General features: G+C 73.0%; 20 protein-coding genes and 1 pseudogene. 6 read left to right on the top strand and 15 right to left on the bottom strand.

Annotated features, from left to right (window positions below; all coding sequences use genetic code 11):
* Positions 1-144: 144 nt before the first annotated feature.
* The 3 genes and pseudogenes from FB157_RS14565 to FB157_RS14555 form a co-directional block, all read right to left on the bottom strand.
* Positions 145-1204 (bottom strand): annotated as a pseudogene (locus FB157_RS14565) (glycine betaine/L-proline ABC transporter ATP-binding protein); the annotation flags it as partial.
* Complete coding sequence (locus FB157_RS14560; protein ID WP_145879669.1) at positions 1204-2733, bottom strand: GMC family oxidoreductase; 1530 nt, start codon at positions 2731-2733, stop codon at positions 1204-1206. The pseudogene FB157_RS14565 and the gene FB157_RS14560, both read right to left, overlap by 1 nt.
* 44 nt (positions 2734-2777) lie before the next feature.
* Positions 2778-4298, bottom strand: a complete 1521-nt coding sequence (locus FB157_RS14555) for an aldehyde dehydrogenase family protein (protein WP_145879667.1) — start codon at positions 4296-4298, stop codon at positions 2778-2780.
* Between the two features lie 200 nt (positions 4299-4498).
* Between FB157_RS14555 and FB157_RS14550 the strand changes: the two genes are divergently transcribed.
* Both FB157_RS14550 and FB157_RS14545 read left to right on the top strand, forming a co-directional pair.
* Positions 4499-5257 carry a hypothetical protein gene (locus tag FB157_RS14550; RefSeq protein WP_145879666.1) on the top strand — a complete coding sequence of 253 codons (759 nt, stop codon included), beginning with the start codon at positions 4499-4501 and terminating at the stop codon, positions 5255-5257.
* Entirely contained in the window at positions 5254-6150 is an 897-nt protein-coding gene (locus FB157_RS14545) for a helix-turn-helix domain-containing GNAT family N-acetyltransferase (protein WP_145879664.1), read from the top strand. Before FB157_RS14550 ends, FB157_RS14545 begins: the two co-directional genes overlap by 4 nt.
* Here FB157_RS14545 and FB157_RS14540 read toward each other — a convergent pair.
* On the bottom strand, positions 6133-7050 hold the full coding sequence (locus tag FB157_RS14540) for a LysR family transcriptional regulator (RefSeq protein WP_145879662.1): 918 nt from the start codon (positions 7048-7050) through the stop codon (positions 6133-6135). The genes FB157_RS14545 and FB157_RS14540 overlap by 18 nt on opposite strands.
* Before the next feature lie 101 nt (positions 7051-7151).
* Here FB157_RS14540 and FB157_RS14535 point away from each other — a divergent pair, with 101 nt between their 5' ends.
* Positions 7152-8597: an MFS transporter gene (locus FB157_RS14535; protein ID WP_145879660.1), complete on the top strand. Its 1446-nt coding sequence runs from the start codon at positions 7152-7154 to the stop codon at positions 8595-8597.
* A 31-nt stretch (positions 8598-8628) separates the two neighbouring features.
* Here the strand turns inward: FB157_RS14535 and FB157_RS14530 are convergent, their stop codons facing one another.
* The 5 genes from FB157_RS14530 to FB157_RS14510 form a co-directional block, all read right to left on the bottom strand.
* On the bottom strand, positions 8629-9609 hold the full coding sequence (locus tag FB157_RS14530) for a hypothetical protein (protein WP_145879658.1): 981 nt from the start codon (positions 9607-9609) through the stop codon (positions 8629-8631).
* 130 nt (positions 9610-9739) lie between these two features.
* The gene (locus FB157_RS14525) at positions 9740-10729 is read right to left on the bottom strand and encodes a malate dehydrogenase (RefSeq protein WP_145879656.1); all 990 of its coding nucleotides are present in this window, start codon (positions 10727-10729) and stop codon (positions 9740-9742) included.
* Positions 10730-11095: 366 nt separating this feature from the next.
* Positions 11096-12433, bottom strand: coding sequence for an XRE family transcriptional regulator (locus FB157_RS14520; RefSeq protein ID WP_145879654.1), 1338 nt, complete (start codon positions 12431-12433; stop codon positions 11096-11098).
* Between the two features lie 506 nt (positions 12434-12939).
* Positions 12940-13392 (bottom strand): DUF3017 domain-containing protein, encoded by a 453-nt coding sequence (locus FB157_RS14515; RefSeq protein ID WP_145879653.1) that lies wholly within the window; start codon positions 13390-13392, stop codon positions 12940-12942.
* Positions 13382-14236: a bifunctional methylenetetrahydrofolate dehydrogenase/methenyltetrahydrofolate cyclohydrolase gene (locus FB157_RS14510; RefSeq protein ID WP_145879650.1), complete on the bottom strand. Its 855-nt coding sequence runs from the start codon at positions 14234-14236 to the stop codon at positions 13382-13384. The genes FB157_RS14515 and FB157_RS14510 overlap by 11 nt, the downstream gene beginning before the upstream one ends.
* A gap of 253 nt (positions 14237-14489) precedes the next feature.
* Between FB157_RS14510 and FB157_RS14505 the strand changes: the two genes are divergently transcribed.
* Positions 14490-15068: an RDD family protein gene (locus FB157_RS14505; protein WP_145879649.1), complete on the top strand. Its 579-nt coding sequence runs from the start codon at positions 14490-14492 to the stop codon at positions 15066-15068.
* Positions 15069-15170: 102 nt separating this feature from the next.
* Here the strand turns inward: FB157_RS14505 and purH are convergent, their stop codons facing one another.
* Positions 15171-16742: a bifunctional phosphoribosylaminoimidazolecarboxamide formyltransferase/IMP cyclohydrolase gene (purH, locus tag FB157_RS14500; RefSeq protein ID WP_145879647.1), complete on the bottom strand. Its 1572-nt coding sequence runs from the start codon at positions 16740-16742 to the stop codon at positions 15171-15173.
* A complete protein-coding gene (gene purN / locus FB157_RS14495; RefSeq protein ID WP_145879645.1) occupies positions 16739-17377 on the bottom strand; it encodes a phosphoribosylglycinamide formyltransferase in 639 nt (212 codons plus the stop codon). Before purN ends, purH begins: the two co-directional genes overlap by 4 nt.
* Positions 17378-17659: 282 nt before the next feature.
* Here purN and FB157_RS14490 point away from each other — a divergent pair, with 282 nt between their 5' ends.
* Positions 17660-18424, top strand: coding sequence for a hypothetical protein (locus tag FB157_RS14490; RefSeq protein WP_145879642.1), 765 nt, complete (start codon positions 17660-17662; stop codon positions 18422-18424).
* 65 nt (positions 18425-18489) lie between these two features.
* Here FB157_RS14490 and FB157_RS14485 read toward each other — a convergent pair whose 3' ends face one another.
* Entirely contained in the window at positions 18490-20649 is a 2160-nt protein-coding gene (locus tag FB157_RS14485; protein WP_222440932.1) for a DUF6350 family protein, read from the bottom strand.
* A 99-nt stretch (positions 20650-20748) separates the two neighbouring features.
* Between FB157_RS14485 and FB157_RS14480 the strand changes: the two genes are divergently transcribed.
* Positions 20749-21741 carry a helix-turn-helix domain-containing protein gene (locus tag FB157_RS14480; protein WP_145879640.1) on the top strand — a complete coding sequence of 331 codons (993 nt, stop codon included), beginning with the start codon at positions 20749-20751 and terminating at the stop codon, positions 21739-21741.
* A 90-nt stretch (positions 21742-21831) separates the two neighbouring features.
* On the opposite strand, the gene sucD is transcribed toward FB157_RS14480, so the two are convergent.
* The 3 genes from sucD to FB157_RS14465 all read right to left on the bottom strand — a co-directional run bounded on the left by sucD (position 21832) and on the right by FB157_RS14465 (position 26344).
* Positions 21832-22716 (bottom strand): succinate--CoA ligase subunit alpha, encoded by an 885-nt coding sequence (gene sucD, locus FB157_RS14475; RefSeq protein ID WP_145879639.1) that lies wholly within the window; start codon positions 22714-22716, stop codon positions 21832-21834.
* 26 nt (positions 22717-22742) lie between these two features.
* Positions 22743-23921, bottom strand: a complete 1179-nt coding sequence (gene sucC / locus FB157_RS14470; RefSeq protein WP_145879637.1) for an ADP-forming succinate--CoA ligase subunit beta — start codon at positions 23919-23921, stop codon at positions 22743-22745.
* Positions 23922-24349: 428 nt separating this feature from the next.
* Complete coding sequence (locus FB157_RS14465; RefSeq protein WP_145879635.1) at positions 24350-26344, bottom strand: hypothetical protein; 1995 nt, start codon at positions 26342-26344, stop codon at positions 24350-24352.
* Positions 26345-26413: the final 69 nt, after the last annotated feature.

The raw sequence follows: 26413 nt of genomic DNA, 5'->3' as shown, positions 1-26413 counted from the left end.
CGGCCACCCCGGCATCGGCGTCCACGACCGCGTCCGTACGACCGCCCGCCGCTTCCGCAGCATCCCCGGCCTCGGCCACGTCGGCACGACCGGCGCCGGCGACCGCGGCATCACCGTCCACGGCTGCGTCGAGGGTGCTGCCCGCGGCCACCGCGGTATCGGCGTCCGCGGTCACGCCGGCCACCACGTCCAGCAGCTGCTCGGGGCCGACGACCCCGACGCACTTGCCCTCGTCCATCACCCGGGCCGGTGCGCCCGAGCGGGCCACTGCCTCGATGGCCTCGGCGACCGGGGCGTCGGGGCCGACCGCGGGGCCGGTCCCGGCCTCCTGCGGGTGCGCGGGGCGCATGGCCGTGCGGCAGGTCACGACCTGCTCACGCGGCACGTCGCGGACGAACTCGCGGACGTAGTCGTCGGCCGGGGAGGAGACGATCTCCTCCGGGGTGCCGAGCTGGACCACGCGGCCGTCGCGCATCAGGGCGATGCGGTCGCCGAGCCTGAGCGCCTCGCTGAGGTCGTGGGTGATGAAGACCATCGTGCGGCCCTCCTCGCGGTGCAGCCGGGCCACCTCGTCCTGCATGTCGCGGCGGATGAGGGGGTCCAGGGCGCTGAAGGGCTCGTCGAACAGCAGCACCTCGGGGTCGACGGCGAGCGCGCGGGCGAGACCGACGCGCTGGCGCTGGCCGCCGGAGAGCTGGCCTGGGCGGCGCTTCTCCATGCCCTCCAGGCCGACCTTGGTGACGAACTCGGCGGCCCGCTCACGTCGTTCGGACCTTCCGACGCCCTGGATCTCCAGGCCGTAGGCCACGTTGTCCAGGACCGTGCGGTGCGGGAGCAGCCCGAAGTGCTGGAAGACCATCGCGGCGCGGTGCCGGCGCAGTTCGCGCAGGCGGGCCTTGTCCATGGCGCGCACGTCCTCGCCGTCGATGGCGATGGTGCCGGCCGTCGGCTCGATCAGCCGGGTCAGGCAGCGCACCAGGGTGGACTTGCCGGAGCCGGACAGACCCATGACGACGAAGACCTCGCCCTTGCGCACGTCGAAGGAGACGTCGCGGACGGCGGCCGTGCAGCCGGTGCGCGAGCGCAGGTCGGCGGGGGCCAGCGTGCTGAGTTCCGGGTCTGCCGGGACGCGGTCGGCCTTGGGTCCGAAGACCTTCCAGAGGCCGTTGACCGAGAACACGGGCGACTGAGTGGTCGTACTCATCACGCACCACCTCCGATCAGGTCGACGGCCCTCTCCCCGACCATGAGCACCCCGATCATCGGGTTGACGGCGGTCATGGTCGGGAAGACGGAGGCGTCGGCTATGCGGATGCCGTCGAGGCCGCGGATCCGCAGCTCGGGGTCCACCACGGCGAGTTCGTCGTCGACGGCGCCCATCCTGCAGGTGCCGGCGGGGTGGTACACGGTGTGGGCGGCCTTGCGGGCGTACTCGCTCAGCCCGGCGTCGTCCACGATCTCCGGGCCCGGGCAGACCTCGCGCTTGAGCCAGCCGGCGAGCGGCTCGGCCTTGGCGATCTCGCGGGCGATGCGGATGCCGTCGACCAGGGTCCGGGCGTCGTAGTCGTCCTCGTCGGTGAAGTACCGGAAGTCCAGGGCCGGCTTCACGGACGGGTCGGCGCTGGTCAGGTACAGGCGGCCGCGGCTCTTCGGCTTGGGGATGTTGGGGGTCATCGAGACGCCGTACTGCGGGCGCTCGTAGCCGAGGCGTTCCGGGTTGTCCGTGAACGGGACCTGGTAGAAGTGGAACATCAGGTCCGGGCCCGTGTGTGCGGGGTCCCGGCGCACGAACAGCCCCGCGTCGGAGTCCATCGCGGAGTTCTCCGGGATCGGTCCGTGGGTCTCCCAGACGATGACCGACTCGGGGTGGTCGAGCAGGTTCTCGCCGACGCCCGGCAGGTCGAGCACGACGGGGATGCCGAGCGCCTCCAGGTCCTCGCGGGGGCCGATGCCCGAGTGCATCAGCAGGCGGGGCGAGTCGACGGCGCCCGCGCACAGCAGGACCTCGTGCCGGGCCCGGATCAGCAGCTCCTGGCCGTCCTCGGTGCGCACGTGGACGCCCTCGGCGCGGGTGCCGTTCAGCTCCAGCTTGTGCGCCCAGGTCTCCAGGAAGATACGGAGGTTGGGGCGCTCGTCCAGCACCGGGTGCAGGTACGCCACCGAGGCGGAGGAGCGCTTGTTGTCCTCGGGGTGGTAGGCGAGGTCGAAGAAGCCGGCGCCCTCGGTGAACGGCTTCTTGTTGAAGCCCTCGACGAGGGGCACGTCGAGCGCCGCCCGGGCGGCGTCCACGAAGTCGCGGGCGATGGCGTTCCGGTCCTTCTCGTCCACGGTGACGATGTTGTTGAGGAGGCGGGCGTAGTAGGCCTCCATGGGGACTGCGCCCCAGCCCTTGGCGCCGGCCGCCTCCCACTCGTCCCAGTCGGACGGGAGCGGCTTGAAGGAGATCAGGGTGTTGTGGGAGGAGCAGCCGCCGAGGACGCGGGCCCGGCTGTGCCGGATGTGGGAGTTGCCGCGGGGCTGTTCGGTGATCGGGTAGTCGTAGTCGAGGTCGCCGCCGAGCAGGCCCATCCAGCGGCGCAGGGTCAGCACGTCGTCGCGGCCGACGTCGCTGGGGCCGCCCTCGATGACGGCGACGGTGACGTCGGGGTTCTCGGTGAGGCGGGAGGCGATGACCGAGCCCGCGGTGCCGCCGCCGATGACGACGTAGTCGTAGAGGTGAGGGGTGTGGGACATGGGGTGTTACTCCAGAAGACTTGCTGTGTAAGGCAGTCGGGGGATCAGCCGGCGAACCAGCGCACCGGCTTCGGCGCGAGGTTCTGGTAGACGTGCTTGGTCTCGCGGTACTCGGCGAGCCCGGCGGGGCCCAGCTCGCGGCCGACGCCGCTCTTTCCGAAGCCGCCCCACTCCGCCTGCGGGAGGTAGGGGTGGAAGTCGTTGATCCAGACGGTGCCGTGACGCAGCCGGCCTGCGACGCGGCGGGCGCGTCCGGCGTCGGCGGTCCAGACGGCGCCCGCGAGGCCGTACTCGGTGTCGTTGGCGAGGGCGACCGCCTCGTCCTCGGTGCGGAAGGTCTCGACGGTGAGGACCGGGCCGAAGACCTCCTCGCGCACGACCTTCATCTCCCGGTGGCACCGGTCGAGGACCGTCGGCTCGTAGAAGTAGCCGGTGGCGGGCCGATCGGCGGACGGTTCGGGACGCCTGCCGCCCGAGCGCAGCACCGCGCCCTCCTGAAGTGCCGACTGCACGTAGGCCTCGACCTTGGCGCGCTGCTGCTCGGAGACCAGCGGTCCGCACTCGGCGCCCTCGGCAGTGCCCCGGCCGAGACGGATCAGGGCGGCCCGCCGGGCGAGTTCGGCGACGAAGCGCTCACGCACGCTCTCCTCGACGATCAGCCGGGCACCGGCCGAGCAGACCTGGCCGCTGTGGATGAAGGCGGCGTTGAGGGCCTGGTCGACGGCGGTGTCGAAGCCTTCGTCGGTGGCGCAGGCGTCGGCGAAGACCACGTTGGGGTTCTTGCCGCCGAGTTCGAGGGCGACCTTCTTGACGGTCGGGGCGGCCGCCTGGGCGACCTTGGTGCCGCTGACCAGGCCGCCGGTGAAGGAGACCAGGTCGACGTCGGGGTGCTCGGCGAGACGGGCGCCGACGGTGTGGCCGGGTCCGGTGACCAGGTTGGCGACTCCGGCGGGCAGACCGGCCTCGGTCAGCAGGTCGATCAGCGCGACGGTCGTCATCGGGGTGATCTCGCTGGGCTTGATCACGAAGGTGTTGCCGGCGGCGAGCGCCGGGGCGATCTTCCAACTGGCCTGGAGCAGCGGGTAGTTCCAGGGGGTGATGAGCGCGCACACACCGACGGGCTCGTGCACGACGACGCTGTGGATGTCGGGGGAGCCCGCGTCGACGACCCGGCCGGGGGCCTCGCCGGCGACCAGGTCCGCGAAGTAACGGAAGGCGTCGGCGACACAGTCGATGTCGATGCGGCCCTCTTCGGCGGTCTTGCCCGCGTCCCTGCTCTCCAGCAGGCCGAGTTCCTCGCGGTCGCGCACGAGGAGGTCGGCGACGCGGCGCAGCAGGGCGGCGCGCTCGCCGACGGGAGCGTGCGGCCAGGGGCCGTGGTCGAACGCCTGCCGGGCGGCCGCCACCGCGCGCTCCGCGTCCTTCTCGTCGCCCTCCGCGACCACGGCGAACGGCCGGGCGTCCGCGGGGTCGAGGATCTCGCGCGTCGCTCCGGAGACGGCTTCCAGCCACTCGCCGCCCGCGTGGATGGTCGCCGGGACCTGTCGTTCCGTTCTGTCCGCCATGATCGGTATTGCCTTCCGTTCCTGTTCAGTCCCCCTGTGTCACAGTCGTGTCACAGTCGGGGACCGTGGCCACCTGCCCCGCACCTCCGATCGCATGCGCAATCGGCGACCGAAAGTGCGCCGCGTCACTGAAAATGCGGCCGAAAACGGACAAAAGTAGGCTGAGCGGAGCGGCTTGGGGTGATCACGGAGGTGCCGCGATGGCCGGAGGACCGCTGGCCTGTGCGGCGGCGAGCGTGACCCTGTTCCTCTCCCCCGCCCTGGTGACGGCGGCCGCGGCGGACGACACCGGCGGTCCGAGCGCCCGTGAGCTCGCCCGGGAGGCGCAGGACCACCTGCTCCACACCCGGTCGCTCCACATGACGTGGACGGACCGGGCGGCGGCCGCGAAGAAGGGGGACGTGGCGTGGATGGACCTGTCCCTGGACCGGGACGGCAACTGCGTCGGCATCGTGCGCATGGGTGCGCACGGCGGCAGCATCCAGATCGTCGAACGGGACGACGAGGTGTGGCTGAAGGGCGACAGCACGTACTGGAAGGCCGAGCTTCCGGGCGGCGAGGGCACCGCGGCGGCCGAACTCCTCAAGGACCGCTACATCCACGGCACCACGCACGACAGCGCGCTCGAGGAGTGGGCGGGCCTCTGCGACCTGGACGCCTTCCAGCGGAAGCTGACACCCGACTCGTCGCACAGGAAGCCGCTGACGCGCGGGGACAGGACCACGGTCGAGGGCATACCGGTGATCCCGCTGAAGGGCACGGAGGGCGGCAGCCGGGTCACTCTCTACGTCACGGCGGACTCACCGCACGTGCTGGTCGAGGGCACCCGGAAGGGCGACGGCATCGACCTGACGATGACGTTCTCGGACTACGGCGAGCCCGTGCCGTCCGCCACCCCGTCCGCGAAGGAGTCGGTGGACGTGTCCCGACTGAGTCCTTTGACTAAAGTCAAAGAATGACCGAGCCAGTGTCGGCGGAGCAGGTCGCGGCCCTCCGCCGTTTCAACCGTTACTTCACGCGCCGCATCGGCGCCCTGGACGACCACTACCTGGGGCAGGACCGCCCCCTCGGAGAGGCCCGGCTGCTGTTCGAGGTCGGGGAGGGCACCTCCCTGCGCGAGCTGCGGAACCGGCTCGGGCTGGACGCCGGCTACCTCAGCCGCATGGCGAAGGCGCTGGAGGGCCAGGGCATGGTCCGGGTCGAGGCGGCCCCGCACGACAGCCGGCTGCGGATGATCGAGCCGACGGCGGCCGGCCGCGCCGAGATCGGCGAGCAGAACCGGCGCGCCGACGCCCTCGCCGCCGGACTCCTCGACGGACTCGCCCCGGACCAGCGGGCCGAGCTGACCGCCGCGATGGCGATCGTGCAGCGCCTGCTGCGGCTGGCGGCGATCACGGTGCGGACCGTCGACGGCGCCTCGGCCGTGGCCCGGGGCTGCCTGACGGCGTACGCGGCCGACATCGACGCCCGCTTCCCGGAGGGCTTCGACAGCGCCGCCCTGGTCCGCCCCGAGGAGGTGACGGGGGACGCCGGAGCCTTCCTGGTCGCGTACGAGGAGGAGCGTCCGGTGGGCTGCGGGGCGCTCAGGCGACTGGAACCGGGGGTGGGCGAGATCCGGCACGTGTGGGTGCACCCCGAGGCCCGGCGGCTGGGCCTGGCCCGGCGGCTGCTCGACGGACTGGAGCGGGAGGCACGGGCGCGCGGCCTGGACGTCGTACGGCTGGACACCCATGTCGTGCTCACCGAGGCACAGGCGATGTACCGGGCCTGCGGCTACACCGAGATCCCGCGCTACGACGACAACGTGTACGCCGGCCACTGGTTCGAGAAGCGGCTAGTCGCCACCGGCTGACTGCCGCATCAGCTCCCTCACGCAGTCGCGCAGCCAGGCGTGGGCCGGGTCGGCGTCGTGGCGGGGGTGCCAGGCCAGTCCCACCGGGAGCGGCGGGAGGGCGAGCGGCACCTCGAAGGTGACCAGGCCGAGGGCGGCGGCGGGCGGGCACCCCCAGGAGCTGACCAACCCGACCAGGTCGGTCTCGCGCAGCACGAAGAGCGAGGACGGGAAGGTGCCGACGGTGCCCACCACCCGGCGTTCCAGGCCGAGTTCGGCCAGCGCCTCGTCCACCGGCCCGTGCAGCCTGCCGCGCCGGGAGACGCCCAGGTGATCGGCCTCGGTGGCGAACCGCTCCGGCGTCAACTCGCCGGTGAGCAGCGGGTGTCCGGCCCGTACGACACCCAGCATGCGTTCCTCGTACACCGTCTCGACATGGACCTCGGGCGCGGTCGCGTCGATCACGCCGACCTCCAGATCGGCGGTGCCCTGGCGCAGGACCGGGGCGTCCACGTGACTCTCGGACAGGAAACGGAGGCGGATGCCGGGCGCCTCCTGGGCGGCACGCGCGAACAGGGTGGCGCCGTGGCAGGCGGCGATCGCGTCGTGGCCGATGATCGTGAAGGTGCGGGTGACCGTGCGCAGGTCGGAGTCCCGGCCGCGCCGGAACAGCGCACGGGCCCGCTCCACCACGGCGCTCACCTCGGCCCGTACGGCCAGTGCGTGCGGTGTCGGCACCATCCGGCGCCCGGCCCGCACGAGGACCGGGTCGCCGAGGGCCTTGCGGATCCGGCCGAGGGTGCGGCTCATCGCCGGTTCGGACAGGTGCAGCCGGCGGGCGGCGCCCTGCACGCTCTGCTCCTCCAGCAGCACGTCCAGCGCGAGGAGCAGGTTCAGGTCCAGGTCCGTGGATTGCGTCATGCGCAAGCATCCCTTGCAAAGGTTGCACTGGAAAGCAGGTCAGGAGCGACCCTACGGTGGCAGGGCATCCCGCACCAACCACCTAGCTCCCGGGAGGAGCCGTGCCCACGCACGCCCTGAAACGCCCCGCCCTGCTGGCGCTGTGCGCCTGCGTCCTGGTCGCGCAGAGCATGGTCGCCGCCATCAACCTCCTGATACCGCAACTGAGTTCGTCCGCCCTGCACCCCTCGCACAGCGAGATCCTGTGGACGGTCGACGCGTACGTCATCGTCTTCGCCGGGCTCCTCGTCCCGGCCGGAGCGCTCGGTGACCGGTACGGCCGCAAGGGCGCACTGCTCGCCGGGCTCGGCCTGTTCGCGGCGGGCGCAGCCGCCAGCGCGCTGGCGGCCGGCCCGGCCGCGCTGATCGCGGGGCGGGGCCTGTCCGGCGCCGGTGCGGCCCTGATCACCCCGGCCACCCTGTCGATCCTGATGCAGCTGTCCGCGCCCGAGCACCGGGCCCGCTCGATGGCCGCCTGGACCCTGTCGCTCGGCCTGGGCGGCGCGGCGGGCAACCTGGGCGGCGGCCTGGTCGGCCAGTTCCTGTCCTGGCGTGCCCTGTTCGCGGTCATGGTCCCGCTCGCCGCGGTGCTCGCCGCCGCCGTCGCCGTCACCACCCCGCGCACCGCCCGCTCCACCGGCAGCAACCCCGCCCCTTCCCCAAGCGCTCAACTTCGTTCGAGCAGGGGAGGCCCCTATGGCACCCTGCTGCTCACCGCGGGACTGGTCGCGGTCCTGTTCGGCATCATCGAGGGGCCGAGCTACGGCTGGACGTCCGCCCGCATCCTCGGCGCCTTCGCCGCGGGCGCCGCGCTGATCACCGCGTTCACCCTGCACGCCCTGCGCTCGGCGGCCCCGCTGTTCGACCCGCGGGTCTTCTCCTCGTCCCGCCTGCGCGCCGCCACCCTCGGCACGGCCACCGGATTCTTCGGCCTGTTCGCCCTCTTCTTCGTCAACTCGCAGTACCTGCAGGACGTGAAGGGCTTCGGAGCGGCCCTCACCGGCGTCGCGATCCTGCCGCTGCCCGTCGGGATGGCGGTCGCCCAGCGGCTGGCCGCCCGCTGGGCGGGCCACCCCCGGGCGCTCATCGGCACCGGCCTCACCCTCATCGGCCTGGGCCTGCTCGGCGTCTCCACGGCCGACGCGCACACCTCCTACTGGGCGTACAGCGGCTGGCTGCTGGTCGTCGCGGCCGGCACCGGTCTGTCCATGCCCGCCCTGACCCTCGGCGTCGTCACCTCGCTCCCCGCCCACCAGGCGGGTCTCGGCTCGGGCCTCGGCACCACCGCCCGCGAGACCGGCGCCGCCCTCGGCGTCGCCGTCACCGGGACCGTCCTGTCCGCCCACCCCGACCTCATCCACGGCATGGGCCCGGCCCTGCGCACGGTGGCCGTGGTGGTCCTGGCGGCAACGGCCCTGGTCACCACGGCCTACGGCACCGGCACCGGCACCGGTCCTGCTCCGAAGAGCACCCCGGACCGGGAGCCGGCGCTGCCCCGCAGCTCCTGAGGGACGGCGGGACGGCATGCCGGGCCGCCCCCTACCCGCAAGATGCCCCCGCCGGGCAGAACGAAGCCAGCGCGGTCGTGAGCGGAGCGCGCACGCGGGCGTCGGGCAGGTGTTCCGGGCCGCTGGAGCGGATCGCGTACAACGTGCCGCCGGGCGTGCGGAAGCGGTGGTCGACGACGCGTCGGGCACCCTTGTCCGGGTCGTCGTAGCGGTACGACAGCTCGGCCCAGGTGTCCGAGGAGCTGCGGGCGAGGGCCTGGTAGCCGGGCTCGTGGGAGTAGCCGTAGCCCGGGTCGTTCTCGGCGAGGTCCAGGGACTCGGTGACGGTGGACTCGGCCAGCTCGAAGATCTGCAACTGGCGGCCGTCGGACGGGGAGTCGTAGAACACCACGGTCGCCTTCTCCCCCTGCTTCTGCCGCCGGGTCCAGCCCTCGGGGACTGCGAGGGTGTAGCCGACGGGGTCGTGGACGAGGCGGTAGCCGGCGGGGAGCCGGCGCGATGCGGGCGGCGGCGTCGAGGCCGGTGTCCGCGGCGTCGTGGAGGGCGAGGCGGAGACGGTGACGCCGGTGGCCGGAGCGGAGGCCGCCGGGGTGCCGCTGCCGGCGCGGTCCCGCCCGAGGTACCAGACGCCGAAGCCGGAGCCGGCCCCGACCAGCACCATGGCGACGACCAGGGCGGCCAGCCGGCCGCCGTGCACACGGCGAGGCGCGGGGGCGTACGGCGGCGAAGGGACCGGGCCTCCGGGGTGGGCGGGGGCGGCGGTCCAGGGCTGCGGCGGTAACGGCGGCACCTGGGCCGGGCCGGTCTGCGCGGACGTCCGGGCAAAGGGCGGCGGGAGCGCGGCCGACTGGGTCTGGGCCGAAGCCCACGGCGGGGCCGGCGGCTCGTCGGCGGTCCAGGCCGCCCGGCCTCTCTCCTCGCCGGGCCCCCGCTCGGCCCGGGGCCCGTGCTCCGGACCGGAACCCTCCGCGCCGTAACCCTCCGGGCCGTTCCATCCGTTCCAGCCGCTCATCACGAACCCCCCGAATCACCCTTCCCTGTTCTGCTTTTGACAGTAACGGCGAAAACGGGCGCGGGCCCCGCTCCGGACGAAACCGGAACAGGGCCCGCACAGGCTCGCGGCGAATCCGCCGGAGGCAGCCTCAGATGAGACCCAGGGAGCGAACCGCGTCGCGCTCCTCCGCGAGCTCCTTGACGGAGGCGTCGATGCGGGCGCGGGAGAACTCGTTGATGTCCAGGCCCTGGACGATCTCGTACTTGCCGTCCTTGGCGGTGACCGGGAAGGAGGAGATCAGGCCCTCCGGGACGCCGTAGGAGCCGTCCGACGGGATGCCCATGGAGGTCCAGTCGCCCTCGGCGGTGCCGTTGACCCACGTGTACACGTGGTCGATGGCGGCGTTGGCGGCGGAGGCGGCGGAGGACGCGCCACGGGCCTCGATGATCGCGGCGCCGCGCTTGGCGACGGTCGGGATGAAGTCCTCGGCCAGCCACTTCTCGTCGCCGACGACCTCGGCGGCGTTCTTGCCGGCGACCGTGGCGTGGAAGATGTCCGGGTACTGCGTGGCGGAGTGGTTGCCCCAGATGGTCAGGCGCTTGATGTCGGCGACCGTCGAGCCCGTCTTCTTCGCGAGCTGGGTCAGCGCGCGGTTGTGGTCGAGGCGGGTCATCGCGGTGAAGCGCTCGGCCGGGACGTCCGGGGCGGCGGCCTGCGCGATGAGCGCGTTGGTGTTGGCCGGGTTGCCGACGACCAGGACCTTGATGTCGTCCGCGGCGTGGTCGTTGATGGCCTTGCCCTGCGGCTTGAAGATGCCGCCGTTGGCCTCCAGCAGGTCACCGCGCTCCATGCCCTTGGTGCGCGGGCGGGCGCCGACCAGAAGGGCTACGTTGGCGCCGTCGAAGGCGACGTTCGGGTCGTCCGAGATGTCGATGCCCTGCAGGAGCGGGAACGCGCAGTCGTCCAGCTCCATGGCCGTGCCCTCGGCGGCCTTGAGCGCCGGGGTGATCTCCAGCAGGCGCAGCTTGACCGGCACGTCCGCGCCGAGCAGCTGGCCGGAGGCGATGCGGAAGAGCAGGGCGTAACCGATCTGGCCGGCCGCGCCGGTGACGGTGACGTTCACGGGAGTGCGGGTCATGGCGTTCTCCGTATGACAGCTGGCGGTGGGGCGTCACTGCCCCGGCGGATGATCGATCTCTTGGCGTCAAGAGAATCCAGCGGTCAGGCTATCGCGCATCCGGCATGCGAGACGTCCGGGGCCGTGTGGCTCAGCCCACAAGTCGGACTCGTCATTCAGGAAGGGGCGGCCGCCCGTCCGGGAGAGGGAGGAGGGCGGCCGCTGTGGGGGTACCGGATGACCGGACTCCCGTGGGGGTACCGTTCGCGTTCCCAGGATCCGGCGGCCCATGCGTCCGTCTCCGGAATTCCACCCGAATTGGTTGGCCCCGCACGTGGGGTGACCGCCGGACGGGCCCTCGCGCCCCGCCCGGCGGGCCCGTCCGTCCTACTTCGTGCACCCCTGACGCCCGGAGGCGAGGATCGCGCAGGCCTTGGCCTCGGCCGCGTCCTTCACGGCGACCATCGGCGTGTAGGCGATGGCGTCGCCGACGGCGGTGATGTCACCCGTCTGGCGGAGCTTGCCCGCGGAGACCTGGACCTGGTCGCCCTGGGTGGCGCCGGTGATCCGGCCCCAGGCGGCGCCACAGGTCCTGCTGTAGCGGACCTCGAGGGTGGTGGTGCCGACGGTGGCGGTCTTGGCGGTGGTCACCAGGTCACCGCTGCAGCCCATCGCCTCCGCGTCCTTGCCGTTGCAGGCGGCGCCACTGCACTTGACCCCGGCGGGCAGGCCGGCCTTGCTGCTGGCCGTCGGGGACGGCGACTTGGCGGCTCGCTCGTGCTTGGCGCCGTTGCCCGGCTTGGTGAAGAAGTAGACGGCCGCGAAGACGACGAGGACACCGACGACGCCCGCGAGGAACATCGTCAGCCGCCCCTTGCGCCCAGCCCCCTTGCCGGCGGCGCCACCGCCGGGCCGTGCCCCCTGCGGCTGCCCGTCGTACGGGTTCGGGGGGCCCGGGTTCCGGCCCGGGCCGTCCGGCGAGGCGGCGGGACGCGCACCGGAACCGGAACCGGCATCGGCATCGGCATCGGCATCGGCACCGGCATTGGTCGCGGCGGTGGGCCGACGGCTCGCCTTCGACGGACCCTCATATCCCGCCAGTCCCCAGGAGTTGACCTCACGGGCCGCACCACGGTCCGCGTTCTCCCACCCGTCGGCGTCCGACGCCGTCGGCTGCGGCGGGATCGTCGGCGAGACGCCCGCCGGGCCGGCGATGCCCGGAGTGACGGTGGTGCCCGGAGTGACGGTGGTGCCCGGAGTCACGCCGGTGCCCGGAGTCACGGTGGCGCCGGGGGGCACGGTGGCACCCGGAGTCACGGTCCTGCCGGTGCCGGTGCCTCTGCCGGCCGTCCTGGTGCCGCTCGCGCCCTCGGTCTCGGCCGCCCCGAACTCCCCCAGCGCGGCGCGCGCCTGGGCGATACGAATGTGCTCCATGGTCCGGTCGTGCCGCATCTCCGCGCGGCTCCAGGCGCGTTCGGCCAGCTCCCACATGGTGGTCAGATGGACCGGGTTGGTGCCTGTGACCTCGGCGAGCGCGACGACCGCGCCCTTGGGTGCGAGCAACCGGCCGCCCAGGTAGCGCTCCCAGGACGTCTTGCTGTAACCGGTCCGGTCTGCCAGCGCCGCGATGCTCAGACCACTGCGGTCCACGAGGCGTCGCACCTGGCTGGTGAACTCCTTGATCTGCGGATCCAGATCGTCCGGCAAGGCTTTCCATCGAGGCATTGCTTCCCCCCTCATTCCCCCGGTTGGTGCTGATGGTTCCCCGCGCCGTTCCCCGCACGTGACCTCGCGCCGGTCCGGTCCCCCGGCGCGGCCCCCTCTGGCTACCCACAGGGATGCGCCGACTAAGGATCCCAGTTCCCGGAGTGGGGGCGCACTGGAGCGCCGCTCCCGCCGGTTGTGCACCGTCGCACGCCGGCTGCCCCACGGTCCACCGGACCGTCCCGATTGGGCACCTTGGACACGTTAGCCCGGTTCCACCGCGCCTTCGCGACCGTACCCCCGAACTGTCAACACATCGACACGGCGGCCACACATGTGGCAGGGCGCGGACACCGTAGCGGAACGGTCACTTCCGTGCCACAGCGCACGGACAGCCGTTGAACAGGCGGTTCATGGAGGGAAGGCTGGATCCCGACGGCGGCTCGTCCTTACTCGGGGGAGGGGACGGGCCGCCGTCCCGCCCGCGCCCACGGGGGAGGCGCGGGCCTGCGGCCGTACCGCAGCCGCTACTTGACCGTGAAGTGCAGGATGTCCTTCAGGAACGAGAGCTTCAGCAGCGGGTCGGGCTGGATCATCAACGCCAGCAGGACGATCACCAGGCCCAGGACGCCGTAGGTCGCGACATCCGTGAAGCGGGAGCGCACGGCGAGCATCCCGACGTCGGGCAGCAGCCAGCGCAGCACGGCGCCGCCCAGCAGCGCGACGCCGATGAGCAGCGTCCCCGGGCGGAGCGCGTCCAGCGTGATCACCAGCAGGCCGACGGCCACCAGGCCGACGACGGCGAGCAACGGCCACTGCCGCGCGGGCGCCGGAGCGTTGCCGGGCGCGGCCCGGCCGCCGCCCTCCGGGCGCGCGGTGTCCCTGGTGAACCGCGGGAAGCGGCGCGTCGTCCGCTTCGGGTCCCCGCCGGTGTCGGAGACGGCGGGTCCGGTGCTGGAGCGGGAGTCCTCAGCCGGCACTGCGCTCCGCCGCCTCGACCACGTTGACCAGCAGCAGCGCCCGGGTCATCGGGCCCACACCGCCCGGGTTCGGGGAGATCCAGGCGGCCACCTCGGCCACGTCCGGGTGGACGTCACCGACGATCTTGCCCTCGGCGTTGCGGGAGACACCGACGTCCAGGACGGCCGCGCCCGGCTTGACGTCCTCGGCGCGGATCAGGTGCGGGACGCCGGCCGCGGCGATGATGATGTCGGCCCGCTTGAGGTGGGCGGACAGGTCACGGGTGCCGGTGTGGCACTGGGTCACGGTCGCGTTCTCGCTGCGCCGGGTGAGCAGCAGCGGCATCGGACGGCCGATGGTCACGCCCCGGCCGACCACCACGACCTCGGCGCCCTTGATCTCGACGCCGTGGCGGCGCAGCAGGGTCAGGATGCCGTTGGGGGTGCAGGGCAGCGGCGCCGGCTCGTTCAGGACGAGACGGCCGAGGTTCATCGGGTGCAGGCCGTCCGCGTCCTTGGCCGGGTCCATCAGCTCCAGGACGCGGTTCTCGTCGATGCCCTTGGGCAGCGGGAGTTGGACGATGTAGCCGGTGCAGGCCGGGTCCTCGTTCAGCTCGCGGACGACCGCCTCGATCTCCTCCTGGGTGGCCGTGGCGGGCAGCTCGCGCTGGATGGAGGCGAGGCCGACCTGGGCGCAGTCGCGGTGCTTGCCGGCGACGTACTTCTGGCTGCCGGGGTCGTCCCCGACCAGGATCGTGCCGAGGCCGGGCGTGACGCCCTTCTCCTTCAGCGCCGCCACGCGGGCGGTCAGATCGGACTTGATCGCGGCTGCGGTGGCCTTGCCATCGAGAATCTGGGCGGTCATGACACCATCCTCGCGGATGACCGGGTCCCGGTTCCAATCCGGGGCCGCCCGGGCCGGTTCCCGATGTCCCGTCCTTGATCGATGATGTTGCACTTGCACAACACCTTGCGAATCCGGCTGGACAACAATCGGCCTTTCCTACGACCATGAGCGCCGCAGTATCGCGGTCCGGTTGGGGGGCAAACCGCTCAGATCCTGACGTTCCTCCGTTCCTTCCGCGTCGTCCCCGCAGTGTCAACGGAGGAAATCCGCCATGAGTTTCGGCTCGCCCAACAACCCGTACGGTCAGCCGCAGGATCCGCAGCAGGGTTACGGCTACCCGCAGCAGCCCGGCTACCCGCAGGCCCCGCAGGGCGTCCCGCCGCAGCAGGGTTACGGCTACCCGCAGGCGCCGCAGGGCGGATACCCCGGCTACCCGCAGCAGCCCGGCTACGGCATGCAGCCGACGTACGCGAACTGGGGACAGCGCTTCCTGGCCCGGCTGCTCGACAGCCTGCTGTACGCGGTGCCCTACGGCATCGCGATCGCGGGTGCCAAGAACGCCCCGTTCCTCGCCATCATCGGCTTCCTCGCCCTGATCGGCCTGTTCGTCTGGCAGATCATCATGGAGGGCAAGACGGGCCAGACCGTCGGCAAGAAGGCGCTGGGCATCCGCACGCTCAAGGAGGAGACCGGGCAGCCGCTCGGCGGTGGCATGGCGTTCGTGCGCCAGCTGGCCCACATCCTGGACGGCCTGCCCTGCTACCTCGGCTACCTGTGGCCGGCCTGGGACGCCAAGCGTCAGACGTTCGCCGACAAGGTCTGCGGCTCGATCGTCATCCGCTCCAACTGAGCTGAGCGCCATCCGCTCCGACCGAGCTGATCACCTGAACGGAAAGCGGCCTCCGGCCCCCTGCGAAGGGAGCCGGAGGCCGCTTTGCGTGCCCCTGCGGGATCAGTGGAAGAAGTGGCGCGTGCCCGTGAAGTACATGGTGACGCCCGCCTTCTTCGCGGCCTCCACGACCAGCTCGTCACGGACCGAACCGCCCGGCTGGACCACGGCCTTGACGCCCGCCGCGGTCAGGACCTCCAGGCCGTCCGGGAACGGGAAGAAGGCGTCCGAAGCGGCGTACGAGCCCTGGGCGCGCTCGGCACCGGCCCGCTCGACCGCCAGCTTCGCGGAGTCGACCCGGTTGACCTGGCCCATGCCGACGCCGACCGAGGCGCCGTCCTTGGCGAGCAGGATCGCGTTGGACTTCACCGCGCGGCAGGCCCGCCAGGCGAAGGCCAGCTCGGCCAGCTCTGCGGCCGAGAGCGCCGCACCGGTGGCCAGCGTCCAGTTGGCCGGGTCGTCGCCCTCGGCCTGGAGCCGGTCGGTCTCCTGCAGCAGCACGCCGCCGTCGATCGGCTTGACCTCGACCGGGTTGGCCGGGCCGTTCGGGGCCTTCAGGACGCGGATGTTCTTCTTCTTGGTGAGGGCCTCCAGGGCCCCCTCCTCGTAGCCGGGCGCGACGATGACCTCGGTGAAGATCTCCGCGACCTGCTCGGCCATCTCCTTGCTGACCGGGCGGTTCACGGCGATGACGCCGCCGAACGCGGACAGCGGGTCACAGGCGTGCGCCTTGCGGTGCGCCTCGGCGACGTCCGCGCCGACCGCGATGCCGCAGGGGTTGGCGTGCTTGATGATCGCGACGCACGGCTCGGCGTGGTCGTACGCGGCACGGCGGGCGGCGTCCGTGTCCGTGTAGTTGTTGTACGACATCTCCTTGCCGTGCAGCTGCTCGGCCTGGGCCAGACCGGCGCCGGCGGCGTCGACGTACAGGGCGGCGGGCTGGTGCGGGTTCTCGCCGTAGCGCAGGGTGTTCTCGCGCTCCCAGGTGGCACCCAGGAAGTCGGGGAACGCCGAGTCGTCGACGGGCGCGTACGCGGACGCGAACCAGGAGGCGACGGCCACGTCGTAGGCGGCCGTGTGCTGGAAGGCCTCGGCGGCCAGCCGCTTGCGGGTGGCGAGGTCGAAGCCGCCGGCCGCGACGGCGGCGAGCACGTCGGCGTACCGCTCCGGGCTGGTGACCACGGCGACGGAGGGGTGGTTCTTGGCGGCGGCACGGACCATCGACGGGCCGCCGATGTCGATCTGCTCCACGCACTCGTCGGGCGAGGCGCCGGAGGCGACGGTCTCCCGGAACGGGTAGAGGTTCACGACGACCAGGTCGAACGGCTCGACACCCAGCTCGGCGAGCTGCTCGCGGTGGCTGTCCAGACGCAGGTCGGCGAGGATGCCCGCGTGCACCCTGGGGTGCAGGGTCTTGACCCGGCCGTCCAGGCACTCGGGGAAGCCGGTCAGCTCCTCGACCTTGGTCACGGGGACACCGGCGCCGGCGATACGGCCGGCCGTGGAGCCGGTGGAGACGAGCTCGACACCTGCCTCGTGCAGCCCGCGCGCGAGGTCTTCGAGCCCGGTCTTGTCGTAGACGCTGACGAGCGCCCGGCGAATGGGCCGCTTGGTGCTCTCGGCGGTGGCGGTCACTGGATAACTACCTTTCGTCCCTCAATGCGATAGCCGTTGCGGGCGAGCCGCCCCACGACCTCGACGAGCAGCCTTCGCTCGACTTCCTTGATGCGCTCGTGCAGCGCGCTCTCGTCGTCCTCGTCCCGGACCTCGACCACGCCCTGAGCGATGATCGGCCCGGTGTCGACGCCGTCGTCGACGAAGTGGACGGTGCAGCCGGTGACCCTGACGCCGTACGCGAGCGCGTCCCGCGCGCCGTGGGCCCCGGGAAAACTGGGCAGCAGGGCGGGGTGCGTGTTGACGAACCGCCCGCCGAAGCGCGCGAGGAATTCCTTCCCGACGATCTTCATGAACCCGGCGGAGACCACGAGGTCGGGTTCGTGCGCGGCCACGGCCTCGGCCAGGGCGGCGTCCCACTCCTCACGCGTCCCGAAGTCCTTCACCCGGCACACGAAGGTCGGCAGCCCGGCCCGCTCTGCGCGGGCGAGCCCCTCGATGCCGGTGCGGTCGGCCCCGACGGCGACGATCCGCGCGCCGTACGACTCGGCTCCGGTGCGCTCGATCTCGTCCAGGAGCGCCTGCAGGTTGGTGCCGGATCCGGAGACCAGCACGACGAGGCGCTTGACCGCTTGGCCAGCGGTGGTGGCGGCCACGGTGGGGCCCTTTCTCGGGGAAGCGTTGTGTCCGGCCGGCGTTTGTACAGTCGTACGAATGCTTCGCGCCCCCGGATACGGGGAAGTCTACGAAGCGGCCGACCGTCAGCAACGATACCGGCACTCCGGAAGGCCCCCTCGGGACGGGGGCGTGGCCGGAAGGTAGCGTTCGGAGGGAATCACGAAGGAGCAGCCTCGGGAACGCGGTCGTCGTGCGGTGCGTTTCACGGGTGGAAGCTCACGTCGGACCGCCGTATTCACCTAGGGGAAGACGCTCTTTTGATGCCCGATCGCAGCCTGCGACTCCTCACGTTCCCCTCGCGCCCGGCCCAGGGAGGCGAGCGGGGCGCCGTGCTGCTGCGGGAGCGGCCGGCCTCGCCGCCCCAGGCGCCCCAGGGCGGGCGGGACGGCGACGGACGCGGCGGCGAGCAGCAGGACGACAATCCGTTCGCGCCGCCGCCGGAGGGCACCCCCGACAAGCCGTGGCAGCCGCGCCACCCCGAGGGATCCTCGGACTCCGGGGGCAGCTCCCCCTGGGGCACCCGGTGGAGCGACCACCAGCCCGGCCGCTCCCCCGGCGGCTTCGGCGAGCGGCCCGGCCGCGGCCCCGAGGGCCCGGGCGGCCCGACCGGCCCCGGCATGCGCTGGGACCCGACGGACCCGGCCCAGCGCCACGCGCGCTTCGCGCTCCTGTCCGGCATATGGGCCGTCTTCTTCGCCCTCTTCAGCTGGCCCTACGTCGCCCTGCTGCTGGGCGCGCTGGCCCTGTACTGGGGCATCAGCGCCCTGCGCGCCAAGCCCCGCCCCTCCGACCCGGACGCCCCGGCGCCCGCCCCGGGCCCCCGCCCGCAGACCACTGCGGCGATCGGCGGCCTGGTCACGGCCTCGCTGGCCCTCGCCCTGGTGGCCACGACCTTCGCGGTACAGCTGGTCTACCGCGACTACTACACGTGCGTCGGCGACGCCCTGACCCACGAGGCCAAGCAGTCCTGCGAGCAGCATCTGCCCCAGCAACTGCGGGGCGTGCTGGGCGTCGGGAACGACTAGCCCCTGTGGGGCCCGGCAGGCACCTCCCGAGCCGGGCGCAGCGGGTGGCTCTTCCGGTAGAGGGCTCAGCGGGCGGATTCCGAGTCGGGGGATTCGGTGGGCCGGTGATGGGCGTCCGCGGGAGGCGAGGACTCCGGGGCGGGTGCAGGGGCGGCGACCGGCGGGATCGAGGACTCCGGCACAGGTGCCTGGGCGGCTGCCGGAGGCGACGGATCCAGCGCGGGTGAACGGCCGACTGACGGCGGCAGAGGCTCCGGCACAGGTGCACGGCCTCCCCGTTCGGGCGACGGATCCAGCGCGGGAGAACGCCCGACCAACGGCAGCTGGGACTCCGGCGCGGGTGCGTGGGCGGCTGCCGGGGGCGATGGATCCGGTGCGGGTGAACGGCCGACCAGCGGCAGCTGGGACTCCGGCGCGGGTGCGTGGGCGGCTGCCGGGGGCGATGGGGCCCGCAGGGGTGGCCAATCGGGTCCGGCGGGCGGGGCGGGCGCGCCCAGGGGGGGCGACGCCGCTCGCAGGGCCGCCCAGCGGGCGGCTCGGGCCACGTCGTCGTGCCAGGCCGGGGGGAACGGGTCGGCGGCGGGCAGGACGTCGTACCCCTCGTCCTCGTCGGGCCGGGCGAGGGGGGAGGGGGCGTCCTGCTGGTGGGCCCGGGTCTTCGGCGCCTTCCCCGGCCTGGTCGCCTTCGCGCGCGTTTCCTTCGCCTGCTCCTTCGTCTGTTCCTCCGCGGCGGCCTTCGCAGAACCCTTCGCGGAACCCTTCGCGGATTCCTCGGCCACCCCTCTCGCGGACCCCTTCACGGCCTCCTCGGCCGTCGCCCTGCCCGCCGCCCTCCTCCCCGTGCCCGTCGGCCGCCTGCTCCCCGGCTCCGTCCCCTGCGCCGGAACCGTGCCCCGCGCCCGCCGCCGCCACAGCCGCCACGCCCGTACCGTCAGCGCCACCGGCATCCCCGCGACCGTGAGCCAGAGAGCGGCCGCTCCCCCGCTCTGCCACCACAGCGGGCCGAAGCGGGCCAGTGCGGCCACACCGAGCGGGCCGCCGGACAACGCGGCGAGAAGGGCGAGGATCGCTCCGCAGAGGAGCGCCGACAGCACCAGCACTCCGGCGGTCCGCGCGGCCGGCCAGGGCGCTCTCGGCGCATCCTGCGCCTCCGGGTCCACGCACCCCGCGGCTCCCCGCCCCACGAACCAGGCGACCGTCACCCCGGCCGCCACCGGCACCGCTCCCGCCGTCCAGTTCAGCGGGGTTCCGGCGCCCGCGTCCGGCACGGCCGCGAGCAGCGGGAACGGGGGCAGCAGCGGGGCCGGGTCCGAGGCGAGGGGGTGCACCAGGTGCCCGGCGCCGAGGGCGAAGCCGGGGCCGAGGGCGTAGGACGCCGACCACACCGCCGCGTTGGGGACCAGCGCGATGCCGAGCAGCAGGACGGCGAACCGGCCGGTCCAGCCCTCCGTCAGCTGCAGGAAGGACCCCTGGGCGGCCGCGCCGTGCAGGACCAGCGAGACGCCGAGCAGCAGCGACCCGCCCCCGAAGAGCACCGCCGTCCCGGCCAGGGCGGCCCGTACGGCCGTACCCAGCCGCGCCCGCACGTCCGACCCGAACAGCAGCCGCCGTACCGACCCCGGCAGCAGCATCAGCGCACCGAGCACGGGCTCGCGCGGGCGGCCGTACGCCGACCACACCCCGGCCCCCGCCGCGCTCGCCGCGACGAGCGGCAGACACACCGTCACCCAGCCCCACACGGGACGCAGTTCGCCACCCGAGCAGTACAGCGCGGCCGCGACGCCGACGCCGAGGTAGCCGAGGACCACCCCCGTCCACGCCGTGCGTGCCGGGACCGGCGGCGGGGCGTCGGGTTCGGCGGACGCGTCCGTCGCGTCCCGCGCGGCCCGGTAGAGCAGCCACACCGGCAGCGCGAGCAGCAGCAGCGGGGTCACGCCGAGCGGCTGGGGCGCGCCGGAGAGCGTGTCGGTGCGGACCAGTTCGACACCGTGCGCCAGCAGCCACAGCGCGGCGGCGATGTGCAGTGCGCCGGCCGGCCCGCTGTCGGGGTACGGCGAGCTGATCCACAGCCCCAGGACGAGCACGGCGAGCGAGCCGAGCCCGAGCCCGGCGGCGACCGCACCGCCGAGCAGGCTCGCGCCCAGCCCGGGCGGGCGGTCGCGCATCCGGTGCAGCAGCAGCGACAACGACGGTCGGCGAGCGGTCATCAGCGTCACGACCGCCATGCTCCCAACGACACGCGCTTTCCCGTCGTAACAGCCGAACCCCGGATGTGTCGCCCAATATATGTTTATGTACTTTTTCGTACGAAGGGGTGAGGTACTGTGACGGAGATCCCCGCCGGCTCGCTGCCACCACCGAAGGAACGCCGCCGGCTGCGCGAGTCCCGCTCGCTGACGCAGGCTCAGGTCGCCACGCAGGTGGGCGTCAGCCGGGCCACGGTCCGCTCGTGGGAGAGCGGGCGCAGCATCCCGAGCGGACACGAGGGCGAGGTGTACGCCCGCCTGCTGACCGGTGACGCCCTGACTCCCACACAGACCTTCGACGCGCTCTACGCGTTCTGCACCCCAGCCCTCGTGCGCCAGACCTATCTGCTCACCGGGCGCCGGGAGCTGGCCCGGGAGGCCGTGGAGCGGGCCTTCCAACTCGCCTGGCAGCGCTGGCCGGAGGTGGCCCAGGACCGGGACCCGGGCGGCTGGGTCCGGGCGATGGCCTACGAGTACGCCCTCTCCCCCTGGCACTCCTTCCGTCCGCGCTACCGGTCCCCCGAACCCCCGCCCGCCGACCCGGCCGACCGGGCGCTGCTGGAGGCGCTGCTGAAGCTCCCGCCGTCGTACCGGCGCACGCTCATCCTGTACGACGGTGTCGGCCTCGACCTGCCGGAGACGGCGGCGGAGACGGAGGCGAGCACCCCGGCCGCGGCCGGCCGGCTGACCCGCGCCCGGGCGGCCGTGGCCGAGCACCTCCCGGAACTGGCCGATCCCGCCGCACTGCACCGACGGCTGCTGGAACTGGCCTCCAGGGAGCATCTGCGCGCCGCCAGACCGCCCACGGTGCGGACGGTCGGCGAACGCCGGAACGTGTTCTGGACCCGGGCGGCCATCGCCTTCACGGTCGCGATCATCGGCTCCACGGCCCTGACCCTGCGGACGGCGCCCACCCACTACGAGGCACCGATCGCCCCGGCCCAGGCGGTACAGGGGGTTCCACCGCCGCCGGCCATGGGTCCCCTGTCACGGGAGGAACAGGCGCTGCGGGCGAAGCTGCACCGAACGGAGTCCAACGGCCCGGAGCGGCTCGCGCCGACGGCACGCTGAGCCGCGTGCCGCACCCGGCACGGCGAGCGAAAACGCCGGTAGGCCCGCCCCCGCGAACGGGGCGGGCCTACCGGTGCGCAGTCAGGAAGCTCAGGCGCTCAGGATCTCCCGGGCCAGCTTCGCCGTCTCGGTCGGGGTCTTGCCGACCTTGACGCCCGCGGCCTCGAGGGCCTCCTTCTTCGCCTGGGCGGTGCCGGACGAACCGGAGACGATGGCGCCGGCGTGGCCCATGGTCTTGCCCTCGGGCGCGGTGAAGCCCGCGACGTAACCGACGACCGGCTTGGTCACGTTCTCCTTGATGAACGCGGCCGCGCGCTCCTCGGCGTCGCCACCGATCTCACCGATCATCACGATCAGGTCGGTGTCGGGGTCGTCCTGGAACGCGGCCAGGGCGTCGATGTGCGTGGTGCCGATGATCGGGTCGCCACCGATGCCGACGGCGGTCGAGAAGCCGAGGTCACGCAGCTCGTACATCATCTGGTACGTCAGCGTGCCGGACTTCGAGACCAGGCCGATGCGGCCCGGCTTCGTGATGTCGCCCGGGATGATGCCGACGTTCGACTGGCCCGGGGTGATGATGCCGGGGCAGTTCGGGCCGATGATGCGGGTCTTGTTGCCCTTCTTGCCGGCGTGCGCCCAGAAGGCGGCCGTGTCGTGCACGGCGATGCCCTCGGTGATCACGACGGCCAGCGGGATCTCGGCGTCGATGGCCTCGACGACCGCGTCCTTGGTGAACTTCTCCGGCACGAAGATGACGGAGACGTTGGCGCCGGTCTTCTCGATGGCCTCGGCGACCGTGCCGAACACGGGTACCTCGGTGCCGTCGAAGTCCACGGTCTGACCCGCCTTGCGCGGGTTCACGCCGCCGACGACGTGGGTGCCGTCACCCAGCATGAGCTTGGTGTGCTTCATGCCCGTGGCGCCGGTCATGCCCTGGACGATGACCTTGCTGTCCTTGTTGAGCCAGATAGCCATGGTGGTGTGAGTCCTCGTCCTTGTGCTTACTTGGCGGCGGCCAGCTCGGCGGCCTTGTCGGCCGCGCCGTCCATGGTGTCGACGCGCTGCACCAGCGGGTGGTTGGCGTCGGTGAGGATCTTGCGGCCCAGCTCGGCGTTGTTGCCGTCGAGGCGGACGACGAGCGGCTTCTCGACCTTCTCGCCGCGGTCCTCCAGGAGCTTCAGGGCCTGGACGATGCCGTTGGCGACCTCGTCACACGCGGTGATGCCACCGAACACGTTGACGAACACGGACCTGACGTCCGGGTCGCCCAGGATGATCTCCAGACCGTTCGCCATGACCTGGGCGGAGGCGCCACCGCCGATGTCCAGGAAGTTGGCGGGCTTGACGCCGCCGTGGTTCTCACCGGCGTAGGCGACGACGTCCAGGGTGCTCATGACGAGACCCGCGCCGTTGCCGATGATGCCGACCTCGCCGTCGAGCTTGACGTAGTTGAGGCCCTTCGCCTTGGCGGCGGCCTCGAGCGGGTTGGCCGCGTCCTTGTCGTGCAGTTCCTCGTACTCGGGGTGGCGGAACTCGGCGTTCTCGTCGAGCGACACCTTGCCGTCGAGGGCGATGACATCGCCGGAGGCGACCTTCGCGAGCGGGTTGACCTCGACCAGGAGGGCGTCCGACTTGATGAAGGTGTCCCACAGCTTGACGAGGACGTTCGCCACCTTGTCGGCGACCTCGGCCGGGAACTTGGCGGCCGCGACGATCTCGCGGGCCTTGGCCTCGTCCACACCGTCGATCGGGTCGATCGGCGTCTTGGCGACGGCCTCCGGACGGGTGGCCGCCACCTCCTCGATCTCCATGCCGCCCTCGACGGAGGCGATGGAGAGGAAGGTGCGGTTGGCACGGTCGAGGAGGAAGGAGACGTAGTACTCCTCGACGATCTCCGGAGCGGTCTCGGCGATCATGACCTTGTGGACCGTGTGGCCCTTGATGTCCATGCCGAGAATGTCCGTCGCCCGGGCGACGGCCTCGTCCGCGGAGGCGGCCAGCTTGACGCCACCGGCCTTGCCGCGACCACCGACCTTCACCTGCGCCTTGACGACGGACTTGCCGCCCAGCCGCTCGGTGATCTCGCGCGCCGCCTCAGGCGTGTCGATGACTTCACCGGCCAGCACCGGTACATCGTGCTTGGCGAAGAGGTCCCTCGCCTGGTACTCGAACAGGTCCACGCGCTTCCGTCCCTATCAGTGATCTCGCGGTTCGTTGGATGCGTGGGCGTGCCGCGAAGGGCAACGTGACGTCCGCTGTCACTAGGGAAGCGCACACGGTGTCCGAGCGCGCGGCATGTCCGTCTCGCAGGTTATCGCCGCTTGCGTGGGCTCCCTAAATCGAGGGTCACACCTGAGCGGTGATACCTGTCACATGATGCCGGTTTTCCTGACACGGCGTGCCGCGATCGGGGGGGATGCGCGAGGCCTCACCGGGCTGGGGTTGACCCGGTGAGGCCTCTGGACGGGCCCCGAAAGGCCCGGGGCGGTTGATCCCCACCCCAATGGGGACCACCCGCCCCGTACCGCGGGGGGTGCGGCCGGACGGACCGTCGGCGTTCGGCCGTCCGGGTTCCCGGCCCCCGCGGAACCTGCGTGGGCGCTCAGCCCTACTGCACGCCGTGGCCGTGCGCCAGACCCTGGACGTAACCCGGGGTGACGGAGTGGGCGACGCCCTCGGCTCCGGCGACGCCGTGCCCGGCCAGTGGACCGCCCATGACCTGTGCGGTCCGGGCGAGGTCCTGCGCGAACGGCCCGACCTGCTGCGTGAGGGGCGCGGTCGCGCCGACGACACCGTCCGCGTAGGGACCGGCCTCGCCCGCGACGCCGTACGCCAGCCCGCTCGCACTGCCGCCGACACCGCCCACGACCGGCGACACGGTCCCGGTGATCATGTCTACGGCCGGCTGCACGGCACCGGTGACTCCCGCCGCGAACGGCGGCACCTGTCCGGTCACTCCCGCCGCGAAGGCGCCGGTCTGTCCGGTGACCCCGTGGGCGAGCGGCGGTACCGCACCCGCGACGCCCTCGGCGAACGGGTGCACGTCGCCCGTCACGCCGTACGCGAGCGTCCCCGCGTCCGCCACGGCCTGCCCGGCGACCGGCACGACCCCGTGCACGGCGGTCCCGGCTACGGGCGGCAGCACCGCATCCACGGCGTCGTGGGCCACCTGGCCGCCCAGCCCGGTGGCGTACGGCGGCACGTCCGCGAGGACCCCGCCGGCGAGGGGCAGCGCGTCGGCGAGGGCACCGGCGGCGGCACCGTGCACGCCGGTGACGGCGCCCGTACCGACCCCGTGCACCTGGCCCACGGCGCCGGTGGCGACTCCGTGCACGCCGGACACGGCATCCGCGCCGACCCCGTGCACGTCGGCGACGGCACCCGTGGCGAGCCCGGCCGCGCCGTACCCGGCGTCCACCGCGAGTCCGTGCACCTGGGTCACGGCGTCCACGGCGGTGCGGTACACGCCCCCGACCGTGCCGGTGGCGGTGCCCTGCGCGGCCGTCACCGCGCCCGAGGCGGTCCCCTGCACGCCCGCGACCGCGTACCCGGCGGCGGGCAGCACGCCGGTCACGGTGCCCGTGGCGGTCCCCCGGACGCCCGTCACGGCGCCCGAGGCGGCGCCTTGGACGCCCGCGACCACGTGCCCCGCGGCCGGCTGGACGCCGGCCACCGCCTCGCCGGCGACCGGCAGCACCCCGGCCACGGCGGCGGAGGCCACCGGCGGGACGGCGGCGGCGGTCGTCTCGTCCACGACGGGTGCGACGGTGCCCGACACCGCCCGCACCGTGCCGACGACCCGCTGCCCGACACCGGCGACCGTGCCGGTGACGTGCGCGGGGACGGCGGCGACGGAGGCCTCGGCGGCGCCGGTCACCCGTGCCGCCTCGCCGTCCGCGAGGGCGGCAGCGCCGGCGGTACGGCCCTGCGCCCCGGCCACGGTCCGCTGTGCCGTCGTCCGCACGGTGCCCTCGACCCCCGCGGCCCGCAGGCGTGCGGCGGCCTGGGTGGCCTGCAGCTTGGTCTGGGCGGCCGCCAGGGCCTCCTCCACCTCGGGGGCGAAGGAGGCGAGGGGGCCGAAGAGGTAGTCGATCTCGTCCTGCGGGGTGGGAGCGGAGGGCGTGGCCGGCGTGGCGGGCACGGACGGGTGGGTGGCCGTGTGGGTCGCCGCGGTGGCCTCGTCGGTGGCCCGGGCGCCCGCCGCCCGCACGTGCGCCTCGGTCTGCGCCTGGACGGCGCGGGCCGCCCGGGCGCCCTGGACGGCCTGGCCGCCCCTGATCTTCGCGGTGACCGGGACCTTCGCGTCGACGTAGCGGCGGGCCTGGTCGGCTGCGCCGGTGACGGTACGGGTCGGCTGCTGCGCCTTCGCGGCGACACCGGAGACGGCCGTGGTGGCCGTGCCGGTCACGCCGGAGACGGTGTCGTGGACGTCGGTGAGGACACCGTCCACGGTGTCGGTGAGGGTGCCGGTGGTGCTCTCGGTGTCGGGTACGGAGACCGCCGGGGCGGGCAGTTCGTCGGCGCTGGCCACGGCCGAGCCGAGGGCCCAGGCGCCGGTGACTCCGGCGGCTATCACGATCGAGCGGCGGATGTTCTTGTTCATGCGTGCGTCAAGTCCTTCGGAAACGGCTAGGGGGTTCCGTCCGGAGGGCGCCGGGGAGGCCGGCGGGTC

This window comes from Streptomyces sp. BK340 (genome assembly GCF_007827595.1).
Lineage (GTDB): Bacteria > Actinomycetota > Actinomycetes > Streptomycetales > Streptomycetaceae > Streptomyces.
This window is presented reverse-complemented; position numbering and strand designations above follow the sequence as displayed.